The 25,560-nt window shown below is 40.7% G+C and carries 13 protein-coding genes; all 13 read left to right on the top strand.

The window, feature by feature from the left end:
- The first annotated feature begins 478 nt into the window (after nucleotides 1-478).
- Nucleotides 479-3,514 carry a SusC/RagA family TonB-linked outer membrane protein gene (locus tag ACRD69_RS10145; RefSeq protein WP_430814966.1) on the top strand — a complete coding sequence of 1,012 codons (3,036 nt, stop codon included), beginning with the start codon at nucleotides 479-481 and terminating at the stop codon, nucleotides 3,512-3,514.
- A 10-nt stretch (nucleotides 3,515-3,524) separates the two neighbouring features.
- Complete coding sequence (locus tag ACRD69_RS10140; protein WP_430814965.1) at nucleotides 3,525-5,432, top strand: RagB/SusD family nutrient uptake outer membrane protein; 1,908 nt, start codon at nucleotides 3,525-3,527, stop codon at nucleotides 5,430-5,432.
- A 37-nt stretch (nucleotides 5,433-5,469) separates the two neighbouring features.
- A complete protein-coding gene (locus ACRD69_RS10135; RefSeq protein WP_430814964.1) occupies nucleotides 5,470-8,274 on the top strand; it encodes a SusC/RagA family TonB-linked outer membrane protein in 2,805 nt (934 codons plus the stop codon).
- A 17-nt stretch (nucleotides 8,275-8,291) separates the two neighbouring features.
- Nucleotides 8,292-10,037, top strand: coding sequence for a RagB/SusD family nutrient uptake outer membrane protein (locus ACRD69_RS10130; RefSeq protein ID WP_430814963.1), 1,746 nt, complete (start codon nucleotides 8,292-8,294; stop codon nucleotides 10,035-10,037).
- 26 nt (nucleotides 10,038-10,063) lie between these two features.
- The gene (locus ACRD69_RS10125) at nucleotides 10,064-11,374 is read left to right on the top strand and encodes a carbohydrate binding domain-containing protein (protein WP_430814962.1); all 1,311 of its coding nucleotides are present in this window, start codon (nucleotides 10,064-10,066) and stop codon (nucleotides 11,372-11,374) included.
- Between the two features lie 107 nt (nucleotides 11,375-11,481).
- Nucleotides 11,482-12,984, top strand: a complete 1,503-nt coding sequence (locus tag ACRD69_RS10120; RefSeq protein ID WP_430814961.1) for a right-handed parallel beta-helix repeat-containing protein — start codon at nucleotides 11,482-11,484, stop codon at nucleotides 12,982-12,984.
- A 471-nt stretch (nucleotides 12,985-13,455) separates the two neighbouring features.
- A complete protein-coding gene (locus ACRD69_RS10115; RefSeq protein ID WP_430814960.1) occupies nucleotides 13,456-14,964 on the top strand; it encodes a sulfatase family protein in 1,509 nt (502 codons plus the stop codon).
- Nucleotides 14,965-14,995: 31 nt separating this feature from the next.
- On the top strand, nucleotides 14,996-16,435 hold the full coding sequence (locus ACRD69_RS10110; protein ID WP_430814959.1) for a sulfatase-like hydrolase/transferase: 1,440 nt from the start codon (nucleotides 14,996-14,998) through the stop codon (nucleotides 16,433-16,435).
- 26 nt (nucleotides 16,436-16,461) lie between these two features.
- Nucleotides 16,462-18,933, top strand: coding sequence for a glycoside hydrolase family 2 TIM barrel-domain containing protein (locus ACRD69_RS10105; protein WP_430814958.1), 2,472 nt, complete (start codon nucleotides 16,462-16,464; stop codon nucleotides 18,931-18,933).
- A gap of 7 nt (nucleotides 18,934-18,940) precedes the next feature.
- Nucleotides 18,941-19,168, top strand: a complete 228-nt coding sequence (locus tag ACRD69_RS10100; protein WP_430814957.1) for a hypothetical protein — start codon at nucleotides 18,941-18,943, stop codon at nucleotides 19,166-19,168.
- Between the two features lie 25 nt (nucleotides 19,169-19,193).
- Complete coding sequence (locus ACRD69_RS10095; RefSeq protein WP_430814956.1) at nucleotides 19,194-20,591, top strand: sulfatase; 1,398 nt, start codon at nucleotides 19,194-19,196, stop codon at nucleotides 20,589-20,591.
- A gap of 404 nt (nucleotides 20,592-20,995) precedes the next feature.
- Nucleotides 20,996-23,599: a GH116 family glycosyl-hydrolase gene (locus ACRD69_RS10090; protein ID WP_430814955.1), complete on the top strand. Its 2,604-nt coding sequence runs from the start codon at nucleotides 20,996-20,998 to the stop codon at nucleotides 23,597-23,599.
- A gap of 5 nt (nucleotides 23,600-23,604) precedes the next feature.
- Nucleotides 23,605-25,560, top strand: coding sequence for a sialate O-acetylesterase (locus tag ACRD69_RS10085; protein WP_430814954.1), 1,956 nt, complete (start codon nucleotides 23,605-23,607; stop codon nucleotides 25,558-25,560).

Here is a 25,560-nt window from a genome sequence, read left to right as displayed (position 1 = left end):
AAGGCGTTATAATAGTGCACCTGTTAATATTACAAATGATTGATCAAATCTTAAATGTAGTATTCATCCCAACTTGTCCCTTATCGTTAAAATGGCAAAATATGGTCAGTATTGGATAATCAGAGATGAATTTAAATACTGGTCTCCACTTAAATTTGAAATGTAAATAATTGTTAATAATGAATGCGAAAACATCAGCTTGCCAGATAGTATATCAACAAGTATATGAATGAAATTAGCGTTTAAAATTAATTATTTAATTCAGTTAATGTGCTGAAAAACAGTAATTGAAACTGAATTATGACACAAAAATAACAAAGAATAACAAATAATGGACATGTCTTAATTACTGTCAATGTAAATGTAAAAATGTGTTAATGTAATACATATAGTAAAGGTAGTTTTGAATGAAATTTTTCTCAGAATGGGAGAACAAAATAACGAAGTGAGAGTAAATAGTAATATTAATTCAAAGTGTATGAAAAGATTCTTTAGAACATTCATTTTTGTCTGCACCTTGCTATCAGTTGCCATAACGGCTTCTGCTCAGCAAAATGTAACAGGTGTTGTGACCGATGATAAAGGCGATCCCATAGTAGGGGCGACTGTAGTAATCGAAGGAACAACAACTGGTACAATTACAGACTTTAACGGTGTTTACAACCTGAGGGTTGAAACGGGACAAACATTAAGCATTAGTTTTATTGGTTTTACAACCCAGCTGATTCAGGTTGGGAGTGAGACAACAATAAATGTGCAACTGGTCAGTGAGGATATTGGCCTGGACGAGGTTGTAGTCATTGGTTTTGGAGAGAAAAAGAAAGTTACCGTGACGGGTTCTGTATCTACCATTAGTAGTGAGGAACTATTAAAGTCACCAACCGCAAACGTAACCAATGCATTGGCTGGTAAAATTTCAGGTATTTCTGCGGTTCAGAATACTGGACAGCCGGGAGCTGATGAGGCTAACCTGGCTATTCGTGGTAACCAGAATATTTTAACCATTGTGGATGGTGTTGAAAGAGATTTTACACAAATTGATCCGGAAGAAATAGAAAGTATATCAGTATTAAAGGATGCATCGGCAACAGCTGTATATGGTATTCGCGGTGGTAATGGTGTTTTGATTGTGACTACAAAGCGAGGCGAGAAAGGCCGTGCTAAAATTTCAGTTTCTTCATCGATTGGTTTTCAGCAACCAACCATGTTAGCTGAGAAATCGAATAGCTATACCTATGCCATGGCGCACAACGAACGCGCTGCCAATGATGGCACTCCAGAAGAGAATTTTGTTTTCGGACCTGAAGCACTTGAGGCATTTGCTAATGGAGGTAATCTGCTATATCCAGATATGGATTGGAATGAATACTTATTCAGAGACAAGGCGTTTCAAAGTAAAACGAACTTTACAATGCGAGGTGGAACTGACAGGGTTCGCTATTTTGTGGCTTTAGGTTATTTAACACAGGATGGCTTACTGAAAAATCTGGACCCTCGATTTGATGAGAACTTTACTTTCGATCGATACAACTATCGTACTAACCTGGACATTGATGTAACAAAATCAACCTTATTAAAATTGAGTTTAGGTGGTCGTACGGAAGTTCGCAATCAACCGAGGGCTAAAGATGCAGAAGAGGGTATCTGGAAAGAGGCCAGTTGGGCGCAGCCTATGGCGGGTTCAGGTATTGTTGACGGTAAATGGGTAACAACTTCTGCCGACAATGTATCCATTGAAATGAAAGATCCATTGAATGCTTTTTATGGTCGTGGTAACGAAAATGAAACAAGGGCTGTGTTAAATATGGACCTTGATGTTATTCAAAAGTTAGATTTCATAACACGTGGTTTAAAATTACGATTAAAAGGTTCGTATAATACGACTTATACACATTCTAAAACCCGTAGTTCTTCGCCTGATCGTTATGAAGCTATTAAAGATCCTTTGGATCCGGAGAATATTGTGTTCAGAAAAATAAATGATGAAGGAACCTTGGGTTATAACGAACCAGATCCAACAAAATCTCGTAACTGGTATGTTGAGGGTGGATTAAACTATAATCGCAAGTTTGGTTTTCATGATGTCAGTGGTTTATTATTATATAACCAGCGTACAGTATATTATCCTTCGCAATTTACAGATATACCGAACAGAACATTAGGTATGGTGGCTCGAGTGACTTACAACTATAAAACCAAATACCTTGTAGATTTTAACCTGGGATATAATGGCTCAGAGAACTTTCCTGATGGAAAACGTTTTGACTACTTCCCAGCCGTATCATTAGGTTACATTATAACAGAGGAAAACTTCATGGATAATATAGGAGTTTTTGATTATTTGAAACTACGAGCATCTTATGGTCAGGTGGGTAATGACCGAATTGGTGGCGGTCGTTTCTTATATCAGCCTGATGCGTGGAATTATGATGCTGCAGGTTATAGCTTTGGGTATGAATCAGATTATATCGATCAGGGCGCCCTTGAACTTCGTATCGGTAACCCAAATATTACATGGGAAACAATTACTCAACAGAACATTGGTTTTGATGCTAAGTTTCTGGATGCACGTCTAAGTACTAGTGTTGATTTATTCCATGAGAAAAGGGAAGACATGTTGGTAACACGTCAAACAGTACCAAACTATGTAGCTGCCGTATTACCTGCGGTAAACCTGAAAGAGCGTGAAAACAAAGGTTACGAAGTTGAATTAGGGTGGGATGACAATGCTGGAGGTTTTAGATACTACATTAATGCCAACCTTTCATTCGCACGTAATAAGATTATATATATGGACGAGGTGCCTCAGCCATATGCATACCTTGAAAGAACTGGTAAGCCTGAGGGACAGCCTTTTGCTTACATTAGTGATGGCTTTTTTACTGAAGAGGTGAATACAGATATGGATCCTAATTATCCAAATCAAGGTTATCGTTTCCCTGGTGATGTGAAGTATAAGGATTTAAATGGTGATGGAAAGATCGATGATCTTGATCAGAAAGCGATTGGATATTCACCTAATGTACCAGAATATAACTTTGGTCTGAATGCCGGATTTAACTGGAAGAATTTTGATTTCTCAATGACCTGGTCTGGCGTGGCTAATACCTATCGTTTACTACCTAATGTATTGCGTCAGCCATTTTCTGGGCAAAACAGAGCCTTATACGATCATTTGTATGATGGCAGATGGACACAGGAAAAAGCAGATGCAGGTGCTCATATTGAATACCCTCGTTTATCACTGGCTAGTAAAGACAATAACTACCAGGTATCGGATTTATATTACCAGGATGCTTCATTTGTCCGATTGAAGAGTGTTGAATTGGGTTACACCATCAAATCTTCAGCATTGAAGCGCATTGGTTTACGCAATGTAAGAGTTTATGCTAATGGTTTTAACCTCTTAACATTTAGTGATTTTGATATTTATGATCCGGAATCTAACCCGGGATCAAACGGTCTGTACCCGATGGTTAAGATGTATAACATGGGTGTTAAGTTTAATTTCTAAAAGAGCAGCGATGATGAAACATATAAAATATTTGAAATTCGCTTTGCTGGCGATTGTAATTGGAATCTTTTCAGCTTCATGCGAAGATATTGGCCCGGGAGCTTTAGAAAAGCCTGACGGACAGGATGTGACCATTGACACTATTTTCTCGTCAACAGAATATGCCGAACGCGTATTATTTAACTCCTATCGTTCATTACGATCAGGTATACTAAAAAATGGCCGAAGTCATGCTATTGGGCAGGATCTTCAGGAAGACATTACTGATTTATCACATACCTTTAAGTCATGGGGAACGGCGATGACCACATATTATGCAGGTGGCTTAAATTCAGCCAATTCGTATGTATCTGCAAGTCATCCGGATTCATGGTTAGCTCCAATGTGTATTTTACCATATGGAGACACCCCAAATAAAGGGATTACGACTTTTAAGGCGATACGTAACTGTCATATTTTCTTAGATCATGTACACAAAGTACCAGATATGTCAGAAGGGTACCGTGAGCAATTGAAAGCGGAAGCAAGAGTGATTATTGCCTATAATATGACCGAATTGTTCCGTAATTACGGAGGCGTTCCATGGATTGGAAAAGTGTATTCGCCGGATGATGATTTTACGAATCCTCGCTTGACAGTTGAAGCAACGGTAGATTCAATAGTAGGATTATTGGATAAGGCGATTCCTAACTTACCATGGCAGTTCAGTGAAGCAGATATGAGCTCCTTAGCCGGACGTTTTACGCAAGCCGGTGCGATGGCATTGAAGACACGCTTGTTGTTATTTGCAGCCAGCCCTTTATTTAATAGTCCTGAACCATATATGCCAGGCGCCAATGCTGAAGAGGAGTTGTTCTGGTGGTATGGTAACTATGATGACAGTCGTTGGCAAAGAGCTGCTGATGCAGCCAAAGATTTAATTGATAAAATTGATATTGAAGGTGGTTATGCCTTGGAAATGCCGGAAACACAAGATGTTTGGGGGTATCGTGACGCTTATCGCCGGGGTTATTACTTTGCAGGAAACTTTAGTACTGTTGCATCACGCCGTAGTACCGAGGTGCTGATCAGCATCAGAGACGGCTATGAAAGTCAGAAGCGTTGGGGCGGCGGTATGTACGACTCCATGTTAAATTATGGTGGTGGAACATGTACCAATGAGTTTATGCGTATGTTCCCTATGGCTGATGGTACACCTATTACCGATCCATCTTCTGGATGGGATGAATCAGTTGATCCACTTGGTAGTGAAGGTAGTGGAGCGGCTCGTAAATTTAACCGTGACCCTCGTTTATATGAAACGATGCAATGTATTAATGATAACTGGGGTGGTGAAACTGTTCAGAACTGGAAAAACAACCAGGGCGGATGGGCAAAGCACGTAGCAGGCCCCCGACGTACCAATGGTTCAGGTAGTACAGTGATCCGGAAATTTATCCCCGGTTGGGCAGGTAGTTTCTATCCAATAAATGATCACCATTTCCCATATATTCGTTTACCGGAAATCTATTTATCATACGCCGAAGCCATGGCTCATCTGGGTAATATGGGAGAGGCTTATACTTACATTAACAAAGTACGTAATCGGGTAGGTCTTAAAAATATTGAAGATGTAAAAGCGTGGTCACAGGAGGAATTAATTGATCAGATTCTGACTGAACGCGCATGTGAATTTGGTTTTGAGCAGGTTCGTTGGTTTGACATGACACGTCATAAACTAGAAAGTGCATTTAACCAAACCTTACATAATGTATGGATTTCTAAGAATGCTGATGGAACTTTTAGCTACTCTTATCCTGAAATTAATGTGAACAGCCGACTGTGGTGGACATTCTTCGAACCGAAATGGTATTTGTTACCATTCCCTATGAATGAAATTCAAAAAGGATATGGCCTGGTACAAAATCCTGGATGGTAACCAATGGGAAGTATGTAAAACAGAAAAAAGTTAGAATATGAATATAAAAAATATAATAAGAGCTCTTTTCGTATCCTGCACCAGCTTGCTGACCATTGGGCAAATTTCTGCACAAGTGTCTGATTCAACGCTCGTGAACCTTGGATATGGCGTGAAGCAAGCGGCAAATGAAATATCTTCAGCCACTGGCGTAGCGACCGCTGAAAATTTATCAAAGTATTTTGCTGTTAATCCAACAAACGCTTTGTACGGACAAATTCCCGGTTTAACTGTCATGCAGAATGGAGGCGACTGGTGGGGGCAGGGTGCAACTCTGTTTGTTCGAGGTCAGGCTAATTTAGACAACACCTCTGCACCACTGGTATTGGTTGATGGATTTGAACGTAACCTTGCCACAATAACTATCGCCGAGATTGAAAGCGTAACTGTATTAAAAGATGCAGGCGCAACTGCCATTTACGGACAAAGAGGTGCCAATGGTGTTATTTTAGTGACAACCAAACGCGGTAAAGATGAAGGCATGAAGGTAGATTTCTCTTATGAGTACAGTACCAATAAAGCTTTCCGACTGCCGAAGATGCTGGATGCTTATGGTTATGCCAGTGCTATGAATGAAGCTCTGGTATTGGATGGTCAAGACTATCTGTATTCTGCGGAAGAATTGGATGCCTATAAAAATGGAACATATCCTGAGTATTTTCCTAATGTTAACTGGATGGATGAAGTATTGCAGAACACGGGTTTTGTACATGATTTTAATTCAACTTTTCAGGGAGGAAAAGGACGTACGCGCTATTTTGTTAGTTTGAATTACATGGACGGTAACGGTCTTTTAAAACAGGATCGAAATGATAATAGTTATTCAACACAGCTGAATTACCGACGTGCGAATTTAAGAACCAACCTTGACATTGAGTTAACAAAGAGTACCTTGCTGAAGATCAATTTGGCCGGACGAATTTCTGGTACAAATCGTCCAGGAAAAGCGACTTCTGAAAAATTATTTGGACGTTTGTATGGAACACCTGCCAATGCATACCCTATTCAGTATGCCAATGGTGTATTTGGAGGTTCTCCAACTTATCCATATAATCCGATAGCGGATGTAAATGAAACAGGGTATTCTATTTCTCATGAACGTACTTTTTATGGAGATGTGAGTGTTGAACAGGATTTAAGTGCATTAACAGAAGGTTTGTCTATTTCTGCATCTGTATCATTTGATAATAATGTATCCTATTGGGATTCAAGAAGAAAGGACTATGCGTATGTTTATAAAACAGCTAAGATAGATGAAGTTAATGGGGAGTTATATGACTTTACTTCAACGAGTGGCGGTGAAAATACAGCCCTGGAATTTACTGATGAAGTAGGTGGGCAGGCTCGCCATGCCAACGGTATTGTAAAATTAGATTACGACAAACAATGGGGTAAGCATAAGGTTAATGCATTTGGTTTATTTCATGTTGATACTGAAACGACCTATGGTCAGAATAATACATTCCATCGTGTGAACTATGCCGCCCAGGTTAATTATGCATACAATAAAAAGTACCTGGCAGGTGTTACAGCTTCTTACAGTGGTAATAATATTTTGTCGGAGGAAAACCGTTTCCAGTTTTATCCTGCCGTTTCATTGGGATGGGTTTTGTCTGAAGAAGGCTTCCTGAGTGGTGTTGATGCAATTAACCTATTAAAAATAAGAGCATCTGCAGGTTTGGTTGGACTGGAACAAGATCAGCAACATTTGCATCGTCAGAAGTTTGCAAGTGGAGGTAAATACTGGTATGGTGATAATAATAATCAATTAGGTGGATTACAAGAGAGTCGTCGTGCCAATCCTAATGTATTACCAGAGAAGAGTACGCAAATTAACCTTGGTTTAGACGCCCGTTTATTCAGAGGTTTAAGTCTGAATGCCGATGTATTCTACGAGGAAAGAAGCCAGATTCTTGTTTCTGAAGCCAATTCTACATCCAATGTAATAGGTGTTCCGGCCACAATGGTATCTGATGGTATTGTTGAAAACAGAGGCTTTGAGGTTGCTGCATTATGGAATGATCAGATCGGTGATTTCAGCTATAGCATTGGTGCACAATACTCCATGGCACAGAACGAGATCATAGAACAGAATGAAGTTTTCCGCGAATGGGATTACCTGAGCAGAACCGGTCAATCTGTTGGTCAGGTCTTTGGATTACAGGATGCAGGTTTCTTTAATGAAGGAGAAGTAAATGAGGTTGATAATATCTATAACGGCGTTGAATATACCTTTACACAGGTGTTAAGACCTGGTGATGTGAAGTATGTAGATCAGAATGGAGATAATAAAATCGATGAGTTTGATGTTGTTGCCATTGGCAAGAATTGGTTACCGGAAGTGAATTATGCCCTAACATTGGGAGCCGAATACAAAGGCGCCGGATTTAGTGCTATTTTCCAGGGAGCCAGCAATGTATCAGTTATGCTGAATACACCAAGCATATTCTGGCCATTGTATAACAATAACAATATCTCCGAATTCTCAAATGATCGCTGGACGCCGGCAACTGCTTCAACTGCGACATTGCCACGTTTAACGCCAGAGAAGAATGATAACAATTACCGCGCCAGTACTATTTGGCAGCGTGATGCTTCCTACCTTAAGTTACGCACTTTAGAAGTATACTATCACTTGCCAAAAACATTGGTTGAAAAAGTTAAGTTGAAGCGAGCCAAGGTATTCTTTAGAGGCATGAACTTATTCTCTGTGGATAATATTGAGATTATGGATCCTGAGGAAATAGGAGCCGTTTACCCGACGCTCACATCGTATAATATTGGTTTAAGCGTAGGATTTTAATTTTAAAAAAGGTAGACATGATTAGAAATATTATATTATCAATTTTTCTGGTAACATTCTTCACCGGATGTGATGATTTCCTGGATTACACCGAGCACTCATTTTACGATGATCCGGAAACAATCTTTAGTACCTATAACCGAACCAGACAATTTCTTGCTGATATTTATAGCACCTTGCCATCAGACTATGATTATGATGGCATTAAAAAAGATGAATCAAACCAGGCCATGCGCTCAGCCGCCACCGATGAAGCAGAATATGTTAAGCAGAATCACGATGTGCAGAAATTCACTAATGGACAGTGGTCTGCTTTCAAGGCCCTAGACAACAACTGGTCAAATTACTATACAGGTATACGTTCGGTTAACTTATTCCTGGACCAGATTGAAGGACGTACCTTCGATGATTATAAGTACAATGAGGATTATGAAGAAGAGCAGGAAAGATATGACAAGTTTCAATACGAAGCACGATTTCTGAGAGCTTTCTTTTACTTCGAATTGGCCAAACGGTACGGAGATATTCCTATGCCGGAAGGTGTAGTAGACGATGTAAACGAAATCAATAACATTGAGCGTTCAAACTTCGACGACGTGATTGATTACATTGTTTCTGAATGCGATGCCATTAGTGAAGAACTACCAGTTACCTGGAGTAATCAGGTGTTTGTAGAAACCGGCAGGGTTACACGTGGTGCTGTTTATGCATTAAAACAGAGAGCCTTACTGTATGCAGCTAGCCCATTACATAATGCTTCAGGTGATTTAACTAAGTGGGAAGCAGCAGCAACTGCCGCCAATGCTTTTCTTATCAACCCAGATTTTGCATATGGCTTTGATGCACAGTATTACAACAGTAGTGATATGTCAAAGGGCTCTTTTAATAATCGTGCCAGTTCTGAGTTAATTTTCGAAAGAAGAGATGCTAATTCTAGTCTTTTTGAGAAAGCAAATTTCCCGATGGGTTTTGAAGGAGCCAACGGAAATGCTACTTGTCCGAGTCAGAACCTGGTGGATGCCTATCAGACATCCGATGGTTTTGATGTCATGCTGGTTGACGGTGTTTGGTCAGCACCGGGCAGTTCTGTATTTAATCCTGCCAATCCATATGATAACCGTGATCCACGTTTAAAACAAACGATCATTGTTAATGGTAGTACTTGGAAATCAACAACTGTTGAAACATTTACAGATGGAGCTAACGGTCTGCCATTGGCCGATGCCACACCAACAGGTTATTACCTGAAGAAATATGTTCGTGAGGATATTACGATTGCAGGTAGTAATGCCAATACGAAAGAGCACGCATGGGTGATTTTCCGTTTGTCAGAAGTTTATCTAAATCTGGCCGAGGCAATGAATGAAGCATATGGTCCAACAGGTGCCCCTGCTGGTTTTATGATGGATGCTACAACTGCATTGAACATGGTACGCACACGAGCTGCAGTTGGCTTGCCTGCTTTATCAGGTTTATCACAAGCCGAATTACGTGCAGCCATTATACGTGAGCGTCAGGTGGAGTTAGCTTTTGAAGATCACCGTTTCTGGGATGTTCGTCGCTGGAGGTTATTTGACAGCAGTAATCCGGATAATGTGACGGAAGATATTTATGGTATTGAAATTGTCAACAATGGCGGTACTTTTAGCTATAGTAAAAAGCTGGTTGATGATCGCTTGTGGGATGATAAGATGTACCTGTATCCAATTCCTTACAACGAAACGACGATTAATTCTAACCTGGGACAAAACCCTGGTTGGTAGGATATGAACTTTAAAAATTTTTGAATATGATACGCAAAAATATATTTCTTAGCCTACTAGCTGCTGCAATGGTGATTGTAGGTTGTGAAGAACAGTATACAATTGGGGAGTTTAGTGTTGATGAAGCATTAACGCCAGCACCCCGTACAGATACGCCTGCATCAGTAACAGGACTCGAAATAACAAGCTCTTGCTCCGAAGTTATAATTGAATGGGATACAATTCCCAGAGCTGCTGGTTATGATATATATGCCGACGAAACTTTGATAGTTGAAGGTCTTACAGAGACGATGTTTGTATATGTCCCTGATCATAATGATTTAATTAACTACAAAATTGTTTCAACGAATACACATGGAGATGCTGAATCGGTGTCAGGAACAGGTCAATTATTTGGTACACCTGCTATGGTTAGCAATTTTAATGCTTCCGACGAGGAGTATGCAACAAAAATTGTTCTGACATGGGATGCCGATAAAAACGCTACCGGCTATCGAATTGAAGTTGAAGGTGAAGTAATTGCCGATGTAACAGAAACAGAATATACTGATAATGATGTAACAATATATGCTAAGACATACTCTGTTATTGCTTACAGTACGTGTGGTGAGGCTGAAGCAGCTGTTGATGACGGGATTATTACTCAGGCTCCACCTCCGGTAACACCTGGAAATTTCATTGCAACCAGAGATAACCCATTTTTTGTAGAGCTTAAATGGGATCCGGTTGATAATGTTCAGTATTACAAAATCTTAGTGGACGGTCAGGTAATAGCCGATCAATTAACTGAAACGACATATATTGATTATGAAGGAACTGCTTCCCCTAAAGAATATAGCCTTGTTGCTTACAGTCCATTTGGAGAAGCTGATGCAGCCACCTCAATGGGAAGTCAACCGCTTAACGTGCTTGCCAATGGTGATTTTGAAGAAGCATTTCCAGGAGGTTGGAATACGTGGGGTAATGGAGCTGTTGGAAGTGATGTCATTGATGTGTACCGAGGCGATTTTTGTGGTCGTATTCACAATAAAAAAGGCTCATTTATGCAGAAAGATATTGTATTAGAAGCAGGTGAAGTATATATTTTCAGATATACTTACAAGTGGAATACAGATGCAGCTACTAATACTACCGTTGGTTCTTACACACCATCTGCTACTGGAACAGCTGTGACTTGGGATTTAAAGTCTACTACTGAATGGACAACTGAAGAAGTTGAATTAACTGCGCTTGCTACGGGAACATATAAGTTTAATTTCTTTAAGAACGATGGTATTGCTGCTTCTGATTTATTTATGGACGATATTGCAGTTTTTAAAAAACCGGACGCTCAATAGATTGATTGAATAATCAATGGATTTGAAGATATATCACATATGATACGATTGAATGGCAGATCTCACAGAGGTCTGCCATTCTTTTATTTATAAAACAAATCTGAAAAATGAAGACAGCATATTATATAACTCTATTATTTGCATCGATCATGCTCTTTGGATGCAGTACAAAAGATAATATCAAACAAACAGATAAGACTTACATTACTTATTATGTTGATGCCAATACCGGGAATGATTCTAATAATGGCACCACACCTGATAAGGCCTTTGCTTCAATTGAAAAAATTAATTCACTTACCTTATCTGCAGGTACACATGTACTATTAAAAAGCGGCACGTCGTATAGTGGACAGTTAAAACCCAAAGGTATAGGTAAGCCCGGTAATCCCATTATCATTTCAAAATATGGAGGAGAAGACAGACCGAAAATAAACGGTGAGGGCAAATTTAAAGCAGCTGTACATCTGTACAATATGGCTTATGTAGAATTGTACGATTTGGAAATTACCAACAAAGGATCAGAACGAGAGAATGGTCGCAGAGGGCTGATTGTAGAAGCTGAGAACTGTGGTGAAACAAAACACATTATACTTGATAATCTGTTTATCCACGATGTGAATGGCAGCCTGGTAAAAAGCAAAGGTGGTGGTTCGGCCATTTTATGGTGTAACCATGGTGATAAATACATCACTACATTTGACAGTTTAATTATTCAAAACTGTCACCTGAAGGATTGTGCCCGCAATGGTATTAATGCTCGTGGCTATACCAAAAGGGATAACTGGCACCCATCCACCAATGTGATCATTAGAAATAACCTCCTGGAAGGTATACCTGGCGACGGCATTGTACCTATAGGAACCGATGGCGCATTAATTGAATACAATACCATGCGTGACTGCCCCGATATATTATCACATGCTGAAGCCGCGGCAGGCATTTGGCCATGGAGTGCCGATAATACCCTTATTCAGTTTAATGAAGTATCAGGCCATACAGCCAAATGGGACGGACAGGGTTTTGATTCGGACTGGAACTGCATCAATACCACCATTCAGTACAATTACAGTCATGATAACTATGGTGGTTTCCTTTTAATATGCAATAAAGGTAACACCATCAATACACCTTCAAATGTTGGAACTAAAAATACCATTGTGCGCTATAATGTAAGTGTCAATGATGGCATCCGCCCTTATCCCACAGAGCGCCGTGGTTGGTTTTCGCCTTGCATGCATATATCCGGTCCGGTAGAAAACAATTACATACAACACAATCTCTTTCTTTTTCCTGAGAAAGAAAGTACTGACATTGACCGGACTTTTATCCAGATGGATAATTGGGGCGGACCATGGGCCAATAAAACATTGGTTGCCAATAACCAAATGGAATTTACAGAACCATATCGCATGTTCTATGGTGAAAGCATTCAAACATATTGTGTGGATAATGCTTTTGAAAATAACATGATGGAACTAAAAACCAGCACTGAAGTTCCGGTGTGGGCTAAGGATCAAATGGACGATTATGATGCAGACTGGAAGAAAAAGATGATTGAAGTCTTTTTTAAGGACGATGAGAAGATGAAGAGCATTCTAAATAGATAATTTATAAATATGATCAGATAGAATAGGCGTGATTACAACGCGTATTTTATCTGATTTAAAGCTTAAATCATCCATTAATAGTCAAGCAGGCTATAAGATATTGATTGGTATTTGTGTGGCAATGAACAATACGAAACATTAAATCAGGATGTTTGTTGTGCAGATTCTCACCAAAGACCAATAAATCAAATTGAATCATTGGCTTGTAAATCAATGCAAAGACAATAAGTTGTGCCAGGAAATGTGCGCAAAATAAGCCTAAAATTAACACAAAACCACCATTGCCTTATATCAGATAGCCCTTGACTAATCTGTGACACTTATTGGTATACTTTATAGCTAGTTTTAAAATTGACAAAGTATCAACTTTTAGAACCGGACTATGAAACGATTATGTAAATTCAATTTTTCACTGAGAATGTTGAATTTATTTAAGAGTTCCATCTGACAATTAGAAATAATATTTAAGTGATGAAGAAACTATCTTTAATTATATTGAGTCTGCTGCTGCTAAGACTTGCCTGTGCCCAGGATACCAAACCAAATATCGTTATCATTTATGTAGATGATTTAGGTTATGGCGACTTAAGCAGCTATGGCGCAACAGAGGTAAATACACCCAACGTGGATAAATTAGCAAAGGGTGGCATTAAGTTTACCGATGGCCATTGCTCGGCTGCAACTTGCACACCATCGCGATACTCATTGCTAACAGGACGTTATGCTTTTCGGAAAGATGCGGCAGTATTACCCGGAGATGCTCCACTGTTGATTAGTACCGACAGGCCAACATTGCCTGGTATGTTAAAACAAAATGGCTACAGTACGGCTGTTATTGGGAAATGGCATTTAGGATTGGGAAATGGGGATGTGGACTGGAATGGCAAAGTAGCTCCCGGACCATTGGAAATAGGATTTGATTACAGCTATCTGATTCCATCAACAGGCGACCGTGTACCTTCGGTTATGCTGGAGAATCATCATGTTGTTGGTCTGGATCCCGAAGATCCAATTAAAATCGATTATAAGAAGAAAGTGGGCAATGATCCAACGGGAATTGAAAATCCTGAATTACTGCGTTATCCTTCAGATAAATTTCATGGTAAAACCATTGTGAACGGTGTTAGTCGCATTGGTTACATGTCGGGGGGTAATGCAGCTCGTTTCCGCGACGAAACAGTGCCTTACCAAATGTTACATAAAGCACGTACCTTTATTGATGACAATCAGGATCAGCCATTCTTTTTATATTTTGCTTTTCACGATATTCACGTACCACGTTTACCCGATGCACGTTTTATAGGTGCTACAAATATGGGGGTAAGGGGTGATGCCATTGTTCAGATGGATTACATCACCGGAGAGCTGGTTAAACATCTTGAAAAAAGAGGACTTAGTGAAAATACACTCATTGTATTCTCAAGCGATAACGGACCTGTGTTGGATGATGGCTATACCGATGAATCTGTAGAGTTATTGGGTAAACATGAACCGGCAGGTCCATACAGGGGAAATAAGTACAGTGCTTACGAGGCGGGAACCCGGGTTCCTACCATTGTGTACTGGCCGGGCACCATTGAGGCAAAAGAAAGTAATGCATTGGTGACACAAACCGACTTGTATGCTTCATTTGCCGAATTAATAGGTCATGAGCTAACAGCCACAGAAGCTCCTGATAGTTATGCCATGTGGTCTACCTTCGCCGGACAGTCTGACAAGGGACGTGATTTTTTACTGGAAGAATCAGTAACACTTTCATTACGTCATGGAAATTACAAGTACATCCATCCGACTAAGAAAAATCCAGGCTGGATCAAGCTTGAAAAAAATATAGAGTCTGGCACTTCAAACGTACCCCAGTTATTTGATTTATCAATTGATATTGGAGAGCAAATAAATATTGCCGATAAGAATAAGAGACTGGTTAAAAAGTTTCAGGCCGAAATTGAACGTATTAAAAATAACGAAGTAACGCGCTAATTACGTTGCAAGATACAAAGACCTCACATCAATGAAGCATATACAATTTATATACACATTTATAATTGCAAGCCTTTTTCTTGCTTGTAGCAGCAAAGAAAAGCCCGGATCAATAGATAAACAGCCTAACATTCTGCTGCTACTGGCCGATGATATGGGATATGGAGAATTAGGCTGTTATGGACAGGAAAAAATACAAACGCCAGTATTGGATAGCCTGGCAAAACAAGGCATGCGTTTTACCGATTTTTATGCCGGTAATGCGGTTTGTTCACCGTCGCGTGCCGTATTAATGACGGGTAAGTCCTCATCCTACAATACCATTCGCGGTAACAGCGGTCATTTCGCTGATGACCAATGGATGCGAGTGGCACTTGAAAAAAATGACACCACCATGGCTGAAATGCTGCGTCAGGCTGGCTATCAAACCGGATTTGTAGGTAAATGGCATTTGGGAGATCCAAATGACTTATCAACATGGGCTTATAACCGGGGTTTTGATTATGCTGTTCAGGAGCAGTGGAGTTCACGCTTTGGAGGAAGAGTGTTTGATGAACAAATGCATTGGATTAACGGAATGAAAGATTCCATTTATTACCATGTGAATGAGTGGGAATGCAAGGATGATTTCAGAACTAATCTCGCCTTTAACTGGTTGGATACAATTGATTCAGAGAAGCCGTTTTTCCTCTTTATGTCATACCGTGCCCCGCATGGACATGAATATACCATTGGGAATAACACCCTTTATCAGGATAAGGACTGGCCGGAAGCTGAACGTTTTCACGCATCAAAAATCACGCTTTTAGATAAGCAGGTAGGACGAATGTTGGCCAAACTGGAAGAGATGGGAGAATTGGATAATACCCTAATCATATTCACCAGCGATAATGGTGCACATAAGGAGGGGCGTGGTCACAGTCCTCAATTCTTCAAAAGTAATGGTCAGTTTAAAGGTATTAAACGTGATCTGTATGAAGGCGGTATTCGGGTACCGATGATCGCATACTGGAAAGGTAAGATACAGGCAGGTCATGAATCACAGCATATTGGAAGCGCCCAGGATCTGATGCCGACTTTTGCCCAGGTAGCGAATGCTAATCTTCCGGGCGGTACCAATGGAGTATCTCTTCTTCCGACCCTAATGGGTAATGAACAAATGGCACATGAGTACCTGAATTGGGAATTTCAGCTGGACGGCTGGTTTCGTATCATGCCTAATGGAGGTTTCCGTCAGTCGGCACGTATTGGCAAGTGGAAAGGTGTACGCTACGGGCTTGATTCAAAGACTGAGTTGTATAACTTAGATAATGATATGGAAGAAAAACACAATGTGGCTGCCAACCACCCTGAAATTGTAGAATTGATGGAATTAGCGTTTAGCAACCGTGCAAATAATGAAGCGTTTCCCGAGGGTGGAATTATTCAGGATTATAAGCCGTCAGTGAGATACGAAGCGACAAAGCAATAACAAGCGCTTAACGAATATAAGCAGATATGAAGAGTGTAATAATTAGTTTGATAGTAATGAGTCAGGTTCTGGCGGGATGTGCACAAAACGATTCCGCTTCAAGGAGGGTGGAGTTACTGGATAGCCAATGGCATTTTATCAATGAGGATATAAAGGGGGCAGAAAAACCGGATTGTAATACTGATAATTGGGAAACGGTATCGGTACCGCATGACTGGGCCATAAAAGGGCCTTTTGATGAAGAGGTTGATAAGCAAAGTGGTATTATCAAACAGAATAATGAGAAGATAGCCACAGAAAAAACAGGTCGAACAGGCGCCTTACCTCACGTAGGAGTAGGGTGGTATCGCAAAACGTTTACAGTATCCGATTATCAACGTGGAAAAAAGGTGCTGTTAAGCTTTGATGGGGCCATGAGTCAACCACAGGTTTTTATCAATGGTAAAAAGGTTGGCGAATGGAAGAATGGTTACAACTATTTCTATTTTGATATTAGTCAATACCTGCAAACCGGAGATAACTTATTAGCTGTACGTCTGGAAAATATGCCTTACTCGTCCAGGTGGTATCCTGGGGCTGGTTTATATCGCAAAGTTCAATTGATCGTCAAGGACGAAGTGTCTTTCAAACATTGGGGACATTTTATTACAACTCCGAAAGTGACTGAAAAGCTTGCTATTGTCAATATTAAAAGTAAAATAAACGGAAGTGGCGATCGTATTGAAACCATTATAAAGGATGTAAAAGGAAATATTGTAGCAAGCAATACAAGTGAAGCAAAGAAGGGGAATGAATTCGAGCAATCCATCACGCTTAATAATCCCGCTATCTGGGATGTGGAAACACCCAATCTTTATTACGCCGAGTTGCGTTTATACAAGAAGAATGTGCTGAAAGACCAGGAGACTGTTCGCTTTGGTATCCGTCAAATTGAATACAATGCTGATAAAGGGGGATTCATACTCAACAACAAAGTAACCAAGTTTAAGGGTGTTTGTCTGCATCATGATCTGGGGCCCCTGGGGGCAGCTGTAAACAAAGCGGCATTAAAACGCCAACTGACTATACTGAAAGATATGGGTTGTAATGCCATTCGTTCGTCCCATAACATGCCATCTGTTGAGCAGCTTGAATTATGCGATGAGATGGGCTTTTTGTTTCTGGCAGAAAGTTTTGATGAGTGGAAAAAGCCGAAGATGAAAAACGGTTACAACCTGTTTTTCGATGAGTGGGCTGAAAAAGACGTGGTTAATTTAGTTCATGCCACACGTAATCACCCATGTATTGTCATGTGGAGTTCCGGAAATGAAGTGCCTGACCAGCATGGAGAAGAAGGAGTGGAACGTGCCAGGTGGCTGCAGGAAATCTTTCACCGTGAAGATCCGACCCGACCAGTCACAGTTGGTATGGATCAGGTCGAAGCAACCATGAAGAGCGGTTTCGGCGCAGTCATGGATATCCCGGGTCTAAATTATCGCGTGCACCTGTATGAAGAAGCTTACTCGAAATTTCCACAAGGCATGTTGTTGGGTTCAGAAACAGCATCGACTGTGAGCACAAGGGGATTCTACCGTTTCCCGGTGGAGCAGATCAAAGATGATTACAACGCCTCCAAACAGCAGAAAGAAGCGATCTATGGAGATACCTACCAGTGCTCATCTTACGACATGGAATATTGCGGTTGGTCTAACTTGCCTGAAGATGACTTCGTGTTGCAGGATGATAAACAGTGGGTGATCGGTGAATTTGTATGGACAGGTTTTGATTACCTGGGTGAACCAACACCTTTTGATCAGTTCTGGCCATCACGTAGCTCTTATTTTGGTATATGTGATTTAGCCGGTTTACCTAAAGATAGGTATTATCTGTACCGTAGTCGCTGGAATACCCGTGATGAAACCTTACATATTCTACCGCACTGGAACTGGGAGGGACGTGAAGGCGAAATAACCCCTGTATATGTTTATACCAATTACAATAGTGCTGAATTGTTTGTTAATGGACTTAGCCAGGGTATTCGCACCAAAACAAAGGATAAAAGTAAGCAACACCGGTACCGCCTGATGTGGAATGACGTGGAATACCAGGCGGGAAGCCTTAAGGTAGTAGCTTTCGATGAACAAGGGAAAGCTGTTGCTGAAAAAGAAATACATACGGCCGGAAAAGCTCACCATATAGAGCTTAGTGCAGACCGGCAAACCATTACTGCTGATGGACAGGATTTGTCATACGTCACTGTTTCAGTGGTTGATAGAGATGGCAACCTTTGTCCCCATGCTAATCATCAATTAGCATTTAATGTGACAGGAGCCGGCCGCTTTAAAGCCGTTTGTAATGGAGATGCAACATCCATGGAGATGTTTCACAAGCCTACCATGAAGGCTTTTAACGGACAGTTGGTGGTAACGGTTCAGTCCAATGATGATGCAGGTGAGATAAGCTTGTTGGTCAACGGAGAAGGACTGATGCAAGGAGAAATACTTTTACAAACCAAATAATTAAAGCATGGATGATCTTACCAATAAATTGCAGGATCAGGCAGGTGAAAATGTTATCATTCATTTTGTTTGTGGCAACTGTCATGATGAGCAAGTGTCTTATCTTAAAAAGGCTGAGTTGTTTTTGAATGAGTTTACAGCTAAAGGAGGTTGTGTTATGGATGGAGAATGCACTGTTTGTAAACAATATATTGGATGGATACCTCTTACAAGAGTGAAAAGTCTGGAAGTTTAATAAGAAGTAATTGATGTATTCAGGTATGAATAAATTATCGCGAATTATAGTACTGTTTGTTTTCAGTATTCTTACTAATTATGCTTTAGCTCAGGATAAGCATATAAAGCCCAATTTCATCATCATACTGGCCGATGACTTGGGCTATGGAGATGTTGGTTTTACAGGTAGCACACAAATTAAAACCCCACATATTGATGCTCTGGCAAATGCAGGTGTAACATTTACCCAAGGCTATGTATCAGCACCTGTGTGCGGACCATCACGAGCAGGCTTAATGACCGGCCGTAACCAGGTCAGCTTTGGCTTTGATAATAATCCAATCGTTGACTTGCCGCAGTTTGACGAGAATTTTGTTGGTTTGCCGGTGGATGAAACCACCATTGCCGACCGATTGGCTGAATTGGGATATGTTAATGGTCTGATAGGTAAGTGGCACCTGGGGGAAGCTGAGCATTTCCATCCCTTAAAAAGGGGCTTTCATGAGTTTTGGGGCTATCTGGGAGGTGGTCATAATTATTTCGCCAATCAACCCAATGGCAAACCTTATCCATATAAGATACTTTGTAATTACAAGGAACCGCAGCCAATTACTTACATAACCGATGATAAAGGGGATGAATGTGTGGATTTTATTCGCCGTCATAAAGACGAGCCATTTTTCCTGTATGCTTCCTTTAATGCACCTCATGCTCCCATGCAGGCCACAGAAGAGGATCTTAAGCTGTATGCACATATTAAAGACGAGAAACGTCGTACGTATTGTGCAATGGTACACCGTCTTGATGTGAATGTAGGTCGAATTATGAAAGAGCTCAAAAGGCAAAAGATCGATGAGAATACAGTTGTTGTCTTTTTCAGTGATAATGGTGGGCCTTGTCACCACAATGCGTCTTTAAACATGCCATTGCGAGGAGCAAAAGGAACTCTATTGGAAGGGGGTATCCGTGTACCTTTTGTTATGAGTTGGCCAGAACAGTTAAAAGCTGGTGTAGAATACAATTATCCTGTCTCTAGCCTGGATTTGACACCAACCTTTGTGGCCTTGGCCGGAGGTACTGTTGATAATAAGGCCAGGTTAGACGGCGTGAATATATTCCCATTTATCAATGGCGATGAAGCGAAGCGTCCACATGAGGAGATGCTTTGGCGTTTTACCATCAGTGCAGGTATTCGCGAGGGTGACTGGAAATTGATTCGTATGCCAGACCGTTTGCCAATGCTTTATAATGTGAAAGAGGATGTGTCGGAACAAAACGATGTGGCCGACCAACATCGCGAACGGGTTGAGCGAATGCTTAAGAAGTTAGGCGATTGGGATATATCCCGCCCACAGGTATTGTATCTCGAAGGTAACAAATGGAGACGTGAACAGGTCGATCTATATGACAGGAAGTACCAGTTAGTACAACCTCAGGACTAATAAACAATGCAACAAATGCCAGATTATCAGCTCGATTGATAGACTATCAAAACAAAACAGAGAGCCGGAAAATCTGGCATTTTCCTTTTTCGAATAATCCTCTTACTAAAAGTATCTAAAGTGCGCTACCAGGTAAATAATTGTCTGTAATTACCTTATTTAGATACCGCGGTACACAAAATAGTATTCATATCTATTTTAATCCTTCCTTTGAAGAGCTTTATAAGTTATTTTCTCCTTAGAAGTTAAACTTTTTGTTTCCAATAATTAATCCGGAAATAGAATATGAGTTAAGCATTGTCAAGTTTACGCTCATTATTAGGAATATTCAGGTTTATTTTTACAAAAAAGAGATATTTGATATGTAGGCTGGTCGCTACTTTCTACGATAAGACGAAATAATGATGAAATTATCAAAAGCATTGTTGTTGTTCTTTACCACTACTTTGGTGGTGAATACATCAGCTCAAGAGGAGTTATTAAGTAACAAAATCACATCACTTAGACAATACGATAAGGATCATCTTTACCGAATTGCACTACCAATGGGGGGAATTGGTACAGGAACGGTTTCTCTTGGTGGCTCAGGTCAACTAAAGGACTGGGAGATAATGAATGTGCCTGCAAAGGGCTACAGTACAGTAACCCCTGGTAATGATGCACCATTCTTTGCCATCTATACCAAAAAGAAAGGTGAGTTACCTAATTCTAAAGCTTTGTTGGGCCCCATTCATTTCGCCGATTATCAGCATTACGAAGGGCGTTCCGTCGATCATCATGGCTTTCCCCGTTTTCGAGAAGCTTCATTTGAATCCACCTATCCATTCGGTATCGTTAACCTGGCAGATAAAACAATGCCTGTTACTGTCAAAATTGTGGGTTATAACCCGCTTATTCCTGGCGATGCCGATGCTTCAGGTATACCAATGGCAGTTCTCAACTACGAAGTGACCAATACGAGCAATGACGATATTGAAGTATCTGTTTCAGGAAATATCCGCAATTTTATTGGAAAGGATGGACGCAAGCATACGTCTGACTGGAAAGGTGATTTTATCCCTACAGGAGCCAAAAACAATAGGAACGAATATAAATCAACTGATAATCTTCAGGGTATTTATATGTATTCCGAAGGTGTAGATAAAGACGATCCAGCATGGGGAACTTTGGCCCTGTCAACACCAAAAAACAATGATGGAGAAATCTCCTATCGGACTAGTTCAGGGCATAACCGATGGGGAAACAGTGTACTGGATTTCTGGGATGACTTTAGTGTTGACGGTTTGTTGACAGAAAAAGACAGGTCTTTTGACCAGGACCCAATGGCATCATTAGCTGTTTCCAATACTCTTAAAGCAGGAGAAACAAAAACATTCACTTTCTATCTGACATGGAATTTCCCTAACCGTTTTGCATGGTCGTCTGAAAAGTTAACTAACTATTATTCCACTCAATATGATAATGCCTGGGATGTGATTGAAAAAGTAGTAGAACGTTTACCTGAGTTAACCGATCAGACACTCACTTTTGTCAATGCTCTGCAAGCGAGTACTTATCCAGAGGTCTTAAAAGAAGCGGCTCTATTCAACTTAAGTACATTGCGCTCACAAACGGTATTTCGAACGGCTGATGGTTACCTATTTGGCTGGGAAGGTATCATGGATCGATTCGGTTCTTGTTTTGGTTCATGCTCGCATGTTTGGAACTATGAGCAGTCAACAGCTTTTCTCTTTAATGATTTAGCCAGAGGTATGCGTGAGGTGGAGTTTAAATATGCCATGAACAGTAAAGGCCATATGGGCTTCAGAACAAAACTGCCATTGAAACAAGGTGCTTCGGGCATTGATGTGGCTGCTGCTGATGGCCAGATGGGCACCATAATGAAGTTTTACCGTGAATGGCAACTGTCTGGTGATGATGATTTTTTAAAGCAATACTGGCCAAAAGTAAAAGCTGCCATGGCTTTTGCCTGGGTGGAGAATGGCTGGGATGGCGATGTGGATGGTGTGATGGAAGGGGTGCAACACAACACCATGGATGTAGAGTATTTTGGACCTAATCCGCAGATGCAAATCTGGTACCTGGGAGCCTTGAAAGCGGCTGAAAAGATGGCGCTTCACCACAATGACAAAGCCTTTGCTAAGAAATGTAAGAAGCTATACAAGTATGGTTCTGAGTGGACCGACGATCATTTATTCAATGGTGAGTATTACGTACATAAAATACAAACACCGGAGAGCAAAGATGCTATAGCCAAAGGCTTGATGTCAGGCATGGGTAGTAAGAGCGTTGCAGATCCTGCCTTTCAATTGGAAACCGGTTGTTTGGTGGATCAACTGGTAGGACAATACATGGCGCATGTACTTGGTTTAGGGTATTTGGTGAAGGAAGATAATGTGAAAACCACCCTGGAGAGTATTTTGAAATACAACCAGCGCAAAGATATGTATGAGCATTTTAACAACATGCGTTCCTATGCTATGGGTGATGAGAAAGCCCTGCTGATGGCGAGCTGGCCCCATGGTGGTCGTCCCAAAAGTCCGTTTCCATATTGGTCGGAAGTCATGACGGGTTTTGAATATACCGCTGCCGTTGGTATGTTATACGAAGGCATGGAGCAGGAGGGGTTGGAATGCATTACAAATATACGTGACCGCTATAACGGACAAAAGAGAAATCCATTCGATGAGGCAGAATGTGGTCACCACTATGCACGTGCCATGGCTTCCTGGGCAAGCCTGTTGGCAGAAAGTGGTTTTCTGTATTCTGCGGTTGACAAGTCCATTAAATTTACCGATAAGCCAGGTCAGTATTTCTGGTCGAATGGTTCGGCCTGGGGTATGTGTGAGGTCTCGAAAGATGGTGAGGATTACCTGGTGAATTTAAAGGTTCTTCATGGCAAATTGATTCTTAAGACATTTAAACTAGGAGCATATAAACTACATACTTTCAGAAATGTGAATACTATTGATGGAGCTGAAAGTCTGACGTTTAAATATAAAATATAAAAAGGATGATTACCCTCAGGTTAATTTCAACAGTAATAGCACTAATTATCAGTGCCGTAACAAGTAAGGCCGATGTTAAACTAGCCGATGTATTCACCGATAACATGGTATTGCAACGCCATATGAATGTGAAAGTATGGGGGAATGCTGATCCTGGTGAAAAAGTATGGCTGACTTTTAAGGGGCAAAAACTGAGAGCTGAAGCGGATAAAGCGGGTGAATGGCTTATGGTTTTGGAGCCCATGAAAGCTGGTGGGCCATATGAGATGACCATTCGTGGAAAAAATGAAGTTGTACTTAAAAACATTCTGATTGGCGATGTATGGATTTGCTCAGGACAATCCAATATGCAGTGGCCGGTTTCCAAATCCAATAATGCAGAACAGGAGATCAAAGAGGCTAACTACCCAAATATCCGCTTGTTTGAAGTACCACGAACGGTTAGCAACGTACCGGTTGATAATATTCCAAATGGCAAATGGAAGGAATGTAGTCCTGAAACGGTCAAAAACTTTTCTGCGGTAGGCTATTACTTTGGTAGAGATCTGCAAAAAGAAATTGATGTACCCATAGGATTGATTCATACGTCATGGGGAGGCACCTGTGCTGAAACCTGGACATCTAAGACATTCATCACTAAACTGCCCAAATATGCAGATTTTGGAGAACGAATTGATAAATACGATTATTCAACTGCTGCTCGGAAATATGAGAATGACCTTAAGAAAGCTTTAGGTGGTTTCCCTGAAAAGGAAAAGGGCATGAAGGAACAATGGATGCTACCCGATACGGATCGAAGTAAATGGTTGAGTATGACCTTACCAACTTTATGGGAGAATGCTGGCTACAATAGACTTAATGGCCGAGTATGGTTTAGCTTTGATTTTAATTTAAGGACTGATGACTTGCACAGTGTTGCTCAATTACATTTGGGACAAATCCATGATTCGGATATCACATGGGTAAATGGGGTAAGAGTGGGTGGATTAAACTGGGCCAATACAGTTGAGCGTAATTACCCGTTGCCAGCTCAACTATTGAAAGTTGGTAAAAACAACATTACCGTTCGTGTAGAAGATAAATATTACAAAGGTGGTTTTGCCAGCAAGGCTGACAAACTATTCCTTCAGCTTGAAGATAAGAAGGTTCCGTTAAGTGGCGAATGGCGATTTAAAGTAGATACTGTCATACCGGATTTTAAACCCTTCCCAAACGATGTCCCCAGCTTGTTGTACAATGCCATGGTTAATCCCCTCATTCCTTATGGTATCAAAGGAGTTATCTGGTACCAGGGTGAGTCTAATACACCCAGATCGAAAGAGTATGCTCTTACTTTTCCAAACATGATTAACAATTGGCGTGAAGATTGGCAGCAAGGTGATTTCCCTTTTTTATTTGTACAATTGGCCAACTATCAACAGCCAGAAAAGAAGCCTAAAAACGATGCCTGGGCTGAATTACGCGAAAGCCAGGCTAAAACACTACATCTGGATAATACTGGAATGGCGGTCGCCATTGATATTGGTGAGGCAAACGATATCCACCCTAAAAACAAACAGGATGTTGGGAATCGTTTAATGCTATCAGCCTTACAAGTAGCCTATGGTAAAGAGATTGTTCATTCAGGGCCAATCTATGAAACCATGCAGATAAAAGGCAATAAAGCCATCATTAGCTTCGAACATATTGGTTCAGGACTATTGGCAAAAAGTAAACATGGTTACATTAATGAGTTTGAAATCGCCGGAGCAGATAAACTGTTTCATTGGGCAAAAGCAAAACTTCAAGGTGATAAAGTGATTGTATGGTCAGATAAAGTTGAAAAGCCTGTAGCTGTTCGTTTTGCCTGGTCACGTAATCCGGCTGAATTCAACCTTTATAATAAAGAGGGCCTACCTGCTTCTCCTTTCAGAACCGATGATTGGGAGGGAGTGACAGATGGTAAGTCCTTTGATGATTGA

Origin of the sequence: Carboxylicivirga agarovorans (assembly GCF_050589845.1) — a bacterium.
Lineage (GTDB): Bacteria > Bacteroidota > Bacteroidia > Bacteroidales > Marinilabiliaceae > Carboxylicivirga > Carboxylicivirga agarovorans.
Note: the sequence above shows the minus strand (reverse complement) of the source record. Positions and strands in the feature narration are given on the sequence as shown.